Annotated in this window: 5 protein-coding genes; all 5 read right to left on the bottom strand. The window is 45.9% G+C overall.

Annotated features, from left to right (window positions below):
- Positions 1-104: 104 nt before the first annotated feature.
- From ACTNES_RS10060 to pglX, 5 genes are read right to left on the bottom strand one after another with little or no spacing between them, the layout of a single operon-like run.
- Positions 105-824, bottom strand: a complete 720-nt coding sequence (locus ACTNES_RS10060; RefSeq protein ID WP_441039210.1) for a hypothetical protein — start codon at positions 822-824, stop codon at positions 105-107.
- A gap of 33 nt (positions 825-857) precedes the next feature.
- Entirely contained in the window at positions 858-2,978 is a 2,121-nt protein-coding gene (gene brxL, locus ACTNES_RS10055; RefSeq protein WP_441039209.1) for a protease Lon-related BREX system protein BrxL, read from the bottom strand.
- A gap of 23 nt (positions 2,979-3,001) precedes the next feature.
- Positions 3,002-5,524, bottom strand: coding sequence for a BREX-1 system phosphatase PglZ type A (gene pglZ, locus ACTNES_RS10050; RefSeq protein ID WP_441039208.1), 2,523 nt, complete (start codon positions 5,522-5,524; stop codon positions 3,002-3,004).
- The gene (locus ACTNES_RS10045; RefSeq protein WP_227192419.1) at positions 5,512-5,883 is read right to left on the bottom strand and encodes a chalcone synthase; all 372 of its coding nucleotides are present in this window, start codon (positions 5,881-5,883) and stop codon (positions 5,512-5,514) included. The genes pglZ and ACTNES_RS10045 overlap by 13 nt, the downstream gene beginning before the upstream one ends.
- A gap of 26 nt (positions 5,884-5,909) precedes the next feature.
- Positions 5,910-9,455, bottom strand: a complete 3,546-nt coding sequence (gene pglX, locus ACTNES_RS10040) for a BREX-1 system adenine-specific DNA-methyltransferase PglX (RefSeq protein ID WP_441039207.1) — start codon at positions 9,453-9,455, stop codon at positions 5,910-5,912.
- Between the last annotated feature and the right edge of the window lie 19 nt (positions 9,456-9,474).

The following is a 9,474-nucleotide window of genomic DNA, read 5'->3' as shown; positions in this document are numbered from 1 at the left end:
GCGTAATGCACTCCATCCAGAGGCTGTGGTGGCATAAATCGCTATTTTGTTAGCTGAAGTATTGAATTTTCAAGGTGCGAAGCCCATTTTAGGTATGGGAAGTCTTAGTTAATAATTCTTTGTAGAACAAGCAATCTGATTTCTGATGTTGTCAGGTGACGACCATACGAAAGCACTTCATCAATATGATCTATCACAACTCCTTCAACAATCGTATTTTTCTTTTCTGATTGTTTATTCCTGATTTCATTAAAAATAGCAATCAGTTCAGAATCTGATGGAACTATTTTGGGATGGTTACTAATAATCGCCTTAATGTAATCCGCCGGTTCTTTATCATCCACAACAAACCAAACCAACTTTAGAAACTTTTCTAATGATTCATCCGTTATCTTATCTGATTCGATATATTCCTTTTCCGTGCATTCTTCTTTCAGACCTGAAAGTACGCTTTTCAAAGCCTTAGGAGTAATATTTGTGGACTGAAAGACATTCTGTTTAGCATCAATCCTGAAAGTATCCGGAACGCCACCCAAAAAAATTATATAGGTAAAAAAATCAAAATCACTCACATGGTTTTTATATAGAGTAACAAGCTCCCGACCGATTGTTTTCGCAGAACCGGTTTTTGATGCCTTTGACTGGACATCCCAAAGCTTTCTTGCCATTCTGTCCATTCCTGTAATATCATTAAAAAAATCCACGACAAAATAGTTGATTTGCGAACTATCTTCCCGAAAATTCAAAAGATAAAGCATCGCCTTTGTCTCAAAGTCAGCACCTGATTTTCTTAATTTTTCCGAAGATTGCACCTTATACGGCATAAGCAAAAACACCTTCTTTCATTCAGAGACCTGTTACTCTACCCCCAACGCCTTAAATACCGCATCTTCCGCACTGCTGTAGAAAATCAGATTAAAACTGCCCACCAGTTCCGGCGGCACGGTGCCAAGGTCTGCTGCACTGGTAATCGGAAGCAGCACTTTCTTTGCTCCGCTATCGAGGCACACCTGCAAACTATTGGCAAGCTCGTCTACTTTCAGAATCGTGCCGCTGATGCTGATTTCTCCCAGCACGGCAAGTGTACTGACCGTAGGTCGTCCAAGAGCGATGCTGCATAGTGCAATCAATGTAGGCAATGCCAGCTTTCCGGTCATGCCAATGCCCTGTAAATCCTGATAGTTGATGATGTAATCCCGCATCGTAGTGCTGATGCTGCCACTGATACGATTTCCGTTAGCTTTCAGGAAATTGAACGCCGTATTCGTGGATTCCTTGCAATCACGGTCGCTGCCAAGGCCAGTGCGCTCAAATTTTCCGTTGCCGGGCAGCATCTGGCTTTCAAGGCGGAATACGCCGATCATACCGGACTTGCCCTGACTTACGGTATATACCTGTCCCGGATTGCAGATGCCATCGGGGATGAGCTTTCCACCCCCCTGCTCCGGCACAGAGACAAATTTTTCTTCAAATGTATCAAGGTCAATATAGCTGAAGTTCACATCATAGAATTCCATACCACCCAACTTTTTCAGCTGCTCCTTGACGCGACGGCGCATTTCCAGCGCAAATACAAGAATTTCTTCAATCTGTTCCTTCGTAAATTCTCCATCCGGATACAGCAATTTCACATAGCCGCCTACGATCTTGCGGACAGCAATCGTATCGCGCTGGTTCAGGTTCTTTCCAAGGCGAAAATACTTATCTAACGCATCACCATACTGTTCCTTCCGCAGTTCTCGGATAAACTCTGCCAGATAATCCGTGATAAAGCCGTAATCATTGGTAAAATGCTCCGGACGGAACTTCGGAATCTCCCAGCCTGGAATGTAGCAATGCAGACGGTCAAGAAAGGCGGTGTCCGTTCCCATCTCCGGCGGGAACGGGTCAAACAGAGAGGAAGTCTTAAGCAACACATCCACGCTCTGATTGATGTTTCCTACAAAGACCATAGAAGCCGATGCTGCCTTTTCCTCTTTGCCGCGGGCAAAGGAGCCGGAAGCCATATAGTCTTTCATAATTTGAATGCCGTCTTTGTCCTTAAACTTGATTCCGGCGACCTCATCAAAGGCAACGCAGTCCCATAGGCCTACCAAACCTACGGTTTTGCGCCCCATATTGTAAAACAGATTTGCAACGGTCGTCTGACCACCGGATACCAGGATACTGTTCGGGCTGATTTCTTTATAGATATGGGACTTTCCTGTGCTGCGCGGCCCCAACTCACAGAGATTGAAGTTGTTCTCCACCAACGGCAGCATACGCGCAAGCAGCAGCCACTTTTCCCGATTGTTCAGCTGTTCCGGCTCATATCCGCAGGAACGCAGCATAACATCCATCCACTCTTCCTGTGTGAATGCCTTGCGTCCCTCTCGAACTTCTTCAATGTCGATATGGGGCATCTGAATCGGAGTCAGCTTATGGATGCTGATGGGAGAGATGTCTTTCTGCTTTTTCTGTTTAGAGGAAATCGGCTGTCCATCTATATCCGTGATTCCAAAGCTGCTGTCTCCCTCAGACTCATATTCCAGCTGCACGATGCACCAGATACCGCCGCAAAGCAGCCGGTCATATTTTTCTGGATAATCATCCGTAATCGGTACATTGGTGAGGCCAAGGTTAGAGAACTCTGCAAAAAAGCAATCCTTTTTGATGTCCAGATGTACTGTCACCATATCAATAATGGTATGGCTCCCGTTCTTGCGCAGCTGGGAAAGAATTTTTTGAGCTTCATCCGGGCGGACAAAATTGTCTGCCAGAATGCGCTTCACATTCTGAACGCCCTGCTCAATGATTGTCTCATCGTCTGAACTACAATACTGACCCAGCAGGAACTCCAGCACATAGACCGGAACATTTGCTCCTTCTTTTATTTTCTTTGTCAGGTCTTTGCGGACGATCCGACCGTCAAAGTTACTGCGCAGCTTCCAGCGCAGTTCTTCACGGGTATCGTCTGCCGCCATATCCATCATTTCCATACAAAATTCCTGCCTCCTCTATATCAGAATCCGAATCCAAAGTCATCTGCAAAGGCAATATCCATGATGACAGGCTGCCTCCACTGCTCCAGACCGCTTTCTTCGTCATAAACCACAAGGTAATACTGCTTGTCCTTGTCGTATTTCTTATTCTTGAATGTGAAACGCATCCGGAAGATACGCTTCTGCGCATTTTCCTCACGACTGTCCGCCACATAACTGTTTTCGTTCGAGATTTTCTCATTGTCTTCCGAGAGGAAGAAAATGCGGTATTTTGCAGCTTTTACAGTATCGCTAACGGCATCCGACTGGATAAAGTCCATGGAAGTGATCAGGTTCGTAATCTTATGGACGATGCTGACCAGAGCAATCTCTGCATTCTTTGTTTCCATGTGACCGCGCTCCATCTTAAACTCCAGCACCGGCACCAGCATTTCCTGTGGTGAGGAACCGCCATGCACATAGTTAGCACCGCCTCCGGCCACCTTAAAGACATTGCTGCTGACTGGATAGGACACCACCTTGCTGTCCTCGTTCCCCAGAACGCGTCCCATGCTCATATGGTCGATGCCGTCATCTTCCAGTGCCGCCTTGGACACAATAAATCTGCGATTGACAAATGCTTTTTCCGCGCTTTTCCCAGAAATCTTGTCACTTTCTGTCAGCTTATCACGCTTATAAATAAAGCCATGATCGGCAGTGACGATAAAATGATAGGTGTTGCCGCTGACGGAGATTCGGTGAATCAAGTCCATGATTTCCTGAACGGCCTCCTCACACGCATGAAACACCTCATCCTCGGTATTTGCCTTGTCTCCGCGCGCGTCAATCTGATTATGATATACATAGATAATCTGACGCTTTGTCAGCACATCTCGCAGCTCTGCTACTTTCAAATTTTTGATATCATCGAACTGTACACAGACACTATCCGGGTTATAACTTTGCAGCACCTGCTGCCGACCTGCCAGATTATCGCAAAGGATACCATCTGCCAGTACCTGAAAATCATCCGTCATTTCCAGTGTCTTATGCGGCAAAAGTGCTGCCATACCGAGCCTCGTATAAGACGGAAGAACACTCAACTGTACAGAAAGTTTTGCCGTGCATTTCGGATCATCCTGCATTCTGGCAAACAACTCCTGTCCTACCTCGTAACGCATGGCATCCGAAATGATGACAACGGTGCGTTCTTTGGTATATCGCAGATTGGCATTGTAAAAATCCCGCTGCAACGGAATTGCCGAACATGCGGCATCCTGCTGGATTCCAGCATTCCAGGCAGGGAGCAGGCAAGCCAGATATTCGTTCGTGTAGATATTTTCCACCAGTTCCCGAAGCGGCTCAAAGCTTTCCGTGCTCTCCAGCTGGTCGTAATAATAGTAGAATTTCCGATACTGCTGATCCATATTGTAATCCGCAGCAAGATATCGGTCGATAATTGGCTTTAAGCCATCTGCGGCATGGTAATCCGCTTCCTTCACCATGCTGTATGCACTGGAAAGCATCTGATAGGTTTTCCCGGTCTTTCTGCCAAAGTTCATTTTAGCCCGCTTTTCACAGAGTTCCGGAATGGTAAATCCGTTTACGATTGCGCCGATATCTTCCGAAACAAGTCTGCCAACGAGCCACTTTACCAGCACCTGATCCACGGCAAGGAAAGTGTCGCACTCCACCAAATCGTCCACTCGCATTCCTGCAAATGCCGAAAAAACATTCAGCCCTTTGGCAACATGTGCCGACAAAGCGTCGTATTTATCCCGGTACAGGACGCTGTTCATCAGGCTATCGAGGAATGCGATGATATTGCCGGACTTGTAGGAGACAAAGCTCTTCCATGCTGCCGGAAGCTCTGCCTGCACATATCGCCCAGTATAGGTAACGAACAGCGTCACCAGCAGCCGTTCCAAACTCGGTTTTGTATCGGTGTATCCGAAATGCTGCTCACAGAGCTGCCAGAATGCAGACAGCAGGTCGTATTTTTCAAACTCCTGCAAGAAAGCATTGTCCACCAGCTCGCCATCCGTCAACACGATGCGCACGACTTCCTCAAAAGAGCAGGTACGCGCCTTGCAGACTGCACTTAGCAGACCGACAAGGATATTTTCTTCATTGAAGTTTTCGATTTCCAAATCATAGAACCGCTGAGTGCGCTCTTTGTTGGCGAAAAACTTGATGTGCTTCTCAATAACCGGCTTGTACTTTTCCTCAATACCCAGGTCAACCGACAGCAGGGAGGCACGGTCCGCAAAGAACCGTCTGGAATACAGCATTGTGTCTTCCAGATGGTTGTCCCTTACATCCGGCTTCGGAAACGGTGCATAGATCAGATAATTCGTGGTCTTATCCACACGCTCCAGAAAATACTTTGTATAGAACTGGTTATCCGGCTGGAGATGGTAGATCTTCGCATTCTGAAGCTCAACTGTCTCCATATCCTCGGCAAATTCTGCCTTATCATCGTACCAGAAAACCAGTTTCCGGGTCTCTCCGGTAAATTCCGCATTCAGGCGGTCTATAATTTGTTTCAGGTTCAATTCTGCCATATCATTGTCCTTTTTTCCTGTGATTGGTCTTTATCTCTTACAAGAGAACTCAGCAATAGCTTCATCTTTTTTCGGTAGAACTTTGTTCTTTTGATGTACCGTGGAATCGTCATGTGATACGCCTGCATAAATTCCAGTATCCATGCCAGATCATAGGATTTCTCGGTTGACCAGTCACGATATTTTCTATGACAGACAAGCCAGACACCAATGATATTGTAATCCAACGCATCTTCATCGGTTTCATCTTGAATACAATGACCGCAGAGGAAGCGGTATGCCACCGGATCATGGGCATATGTACGTTCAAAACGCTGCCATGCCGCCGCGACATCATCCTTTGTCCAGTGATTTTGCATTTTCCCACTCCCTCCGGTCATTTTTCTTATTTCTTTTCTTTCACCATGATATTCTTACTGTCTGCCAGCACCTCATAGAACTTGCCGTCCTGGGCGGTCTGGAGCTTGCGGTAGTTGACCTTTACGCCGTCATCGAGGTCAAGCTCGATACGAGAAAGTGCCAGATGGCTGATCTTCTCATCGTATTCCCGACATTCCTTCAACTGCTTGGCAAGTTTATCCTTGCGCTTGGAGGCTGCTGCCACCTCACGGGCATTCTCGCTGTGATCCATCATATCCTGCATTCGATTGATCTCGGATTCATATACGCGCTGCATCTTGTGCAGGTAGTCGATACGCAGGTTTCCGATGGTATCCGGCGTGTAGCGGTGCAGGTAAACCAGTGCCTTAAAGCCATTCTGCTTGCCGCTGTCAAACAGCCAGTAGATCGGACACCTCTGGTATATCCTTTTATGGTCATTAAAGAAATCATTCAAGAAATAATTACGGATTATTTCACGACTGGTTTCACCCTTGTTTCCAAGAGCTTCGGCAATAAAATCAAGATTGCACTCCAGTGAATCAACTCCATACACCACTCTCAGCCATTCACACAAACGAGACACAATGTCATTATCCAAATATTCTTCATCCGTGATGGGGATAACATTATCAGCATCCGGGATAAAGGTCTTATAATTGCTACTGTTCCATGCGCCACCTGCGTAGGCCAATCCTTTCACATCCAATGAATAACGCCCAAACATACAGCCCACAGCATAACTTAATAAGCTCTTAACATCCCGTTGCAAATCGGCCTTGCGTACAGTTATATCTGTTTCATCAGGCTCATTAGATAATTCTTCTTGTAATCCAAACTTATTTGAAAAATACTCATTAAGTAGTTTTTCATTTTCTTTAACCAATTCGTATCTATCAATTGTCCTTTTTTCCCAATAATTGTATGCGCTTTCAATCTTGGAGAATCCTCCACTACATGGATGTTCTAAGAAATTTGTTGAAATCTCAAACGAATCCCAATCATCTTGGCAAGCCGAAAGATTGTTGTTTGACAATTCGCGGATTTTTAGTGTGTCCCATTCCACAGAAAAAGGTAATTTTAATACATCTGCCACAGTTAAGCTTGCTGTCGGATTAAACATATTAAGCAAATAAGCAGCAGCTTTTGAATTCAAATAAGCCAACACTGATGGATTCAAAACTTTATCTATGGCAAATATCGTTGGTGCAGATGAACTATTGAAATAACTGTCCTCTTTTTTTCGGAAACTAATTACCGATGTGCTTATTGTAGACCAAGTAATTCCCTCACTATCCCAAAACCTCCGATTTCCGACACCGCCATTCTTAGAATAGAAAATTTGAGCACTCTTGCACCAGTCAATGACCCTGATCATATTTCCAAAGTATTTTCGACCATCGCCACCTTTACAATATGGATGCCAGCGTTTACTTGTAGAATCCATTTCCCACCAGAATTTCAAATACAATTCATCATTACAAGTTTTGAATCTTCCTCCTGATAGATAATACTTTCCTAATGAAGACTCTCGGAATAGCCAGTAGATATCCTGGTTTATCCAATATGCAAGGGGTGCACCACTAATGTTATCAAAATTTTCTTGTGCAACAATGTATTTTCCTTTTCTTTCAAAAAACCACTTTTCTTTCTGTTCTATTGGATCAACGCCACCCTGTTTCTTAAACAGCTTATGATATGTTCCTTTATAATTAGCAATCCTTGTATTGGAAATAATAAAAGCTGTTGTTCCAAAATCCGATCCAAATATTCCTCTACCGCAATGAAGCATGTTTATATAAGTTTGAGCCATCATCATTGATAAGCGAAGTTTTTCATAGGTTGCGATAAACATCCAAACCGGAATATTAATCATTGCAATCATTCCGTTATGGCAGGTCATTGCAAATGCTCGTTCCATACAAATTGTGCTTAAGTCTGCTTTTGAATTTGGATATTTTTCTTTCGCAAAATTCTGAAGTTTCACGTCAACATCGCTAATTCCACGATATGGTGGATTCGTAACAGTCACCCAATACTTCCGTGCCATCGTCTCGCCGATATCGATGAGCCGATTCAACTGCTCAGCGGTATCTTCCACGCCCACGCTATCCGTGCTGATCTGCCCATCGGTATCCTCTGCTGCCACAAACCGGCGCAGCAAATCCCAGTTGTAGCTCTCCACATTCAGAATAGAGCCATACTCCTTGGCATCGGTCAGAGTGTCCAGCAAACCTTCCAGCTGCATCTTGGCGGCGTTCTTCTCAATATCATCCATCCCTGCGCCGAAATACTTCAGGTGCGCACGGTTGATACTGTTGCTCTCCTGAATGGCATAGACATGGCAGGTGTTTTCTCCGTTGAGGATACGGCGGTTGTACTGCCGTGCTTTCATCATCACTGCAAAGTACGCCAGCTGATAGGCACGGTCATCAATGTCCAGACCGTAGATGTTGTTCTCCAGAATGCTTTTTGCAGCATCACGCTGGCTGTAACCGGCACTCTCGTAAATCTGCATCAGCACATCAAAGGCATATACCAGGATATGACCGGAACCCATGCAGGGGTCGATGAGCTTGATGTCTTCTGGATTCAGGGCAGCGTACTCTTTGCGAATTTCTGCCAGTTTTACCTGCACCTCCGGCTCCTGCTGTGCTTCTTCCAGATAGTATTTCCAGTTTTCTTTCAGGCCGCAGTCCGGGTGTCCTTCCACCCACAGACGGCCAAGGCTATTTTCCACCATGTAACGGACGATCCAGTCTGGGGTGAACAGCTGGGTCACGGCAGGAATTTCCTCTTTGGTGATCTTCCCGTTCTTTGCAAAGGCAGCGGCCTTCGGCTCGGTATTGTAATACTGGTACAGCCAGCCGATGATCTCCACCTGACCACCTCGCTCGATGTTAAAGTCATCCTCTGGGATATCGTGGAGCAGATGATAGACCACGCCATCCTGGTCAATAACGGACAGGCTGAGTAGCAGCTCGGTGTAGTTCTTCGTCTTTTCAAACAGAGCTGGCAGAATCTCGTTCAGGGCGTTGCACTGTTTCAGGAACAGGATGCGGAACACCTCGTCCAGCTTATTGTCCTGCTTCAGCTGGAAAATCTGAGCCTCTTCCTCCGCAGTGAAGGGCAGCTCTGCGTCAAACGGTGTTGTGACCAAATCCGGCTCCATTTTTCCGCTCTCGGAAGAAAGCACCCGGATATGGGAAGGCAGATAGTCGTTGACCTCCATGAAACGGATTGCAATCAGGCGGTTGAACCATGTATAGGCAACCTCCTCAATCACATACTGATATGCGGTTTTGTAGTCGGTATCCTTTTCCTTCTGCTGGATGACCTCTATCAGCTTGTCACGCTGGCGCACGGCCTCACCGGAAATCGAATACGGTTCTGCGGTGCCGATATCGAAGAACTGAGTGCCGCCGAAGCTCTGCGGCAACGGCTTTGCAATGCCGTCCTCCGTAATACCAATCAGGCGGGCATCATAGCTAACATCTGCAATCAGCTTATTCCGCGCCCAGATCGCAAAATTCTTTATGGCTGTCTTGTTCATGGAGCCAATCCTCCTGTCA

It is taken from the genome of Blautia sp. HCP3S3_D9, from assembly GCF_052063845.1.
Classification (GTDB): Bacteria; Bacillota; Clostridia; order Lachnospirales; family Lachnospiraceae; genus Blautia_A.
Note: the sequence above shows the minus strand (reverse complement) of the source record. Positions and strands in the feature narration are given on the sequence as shown.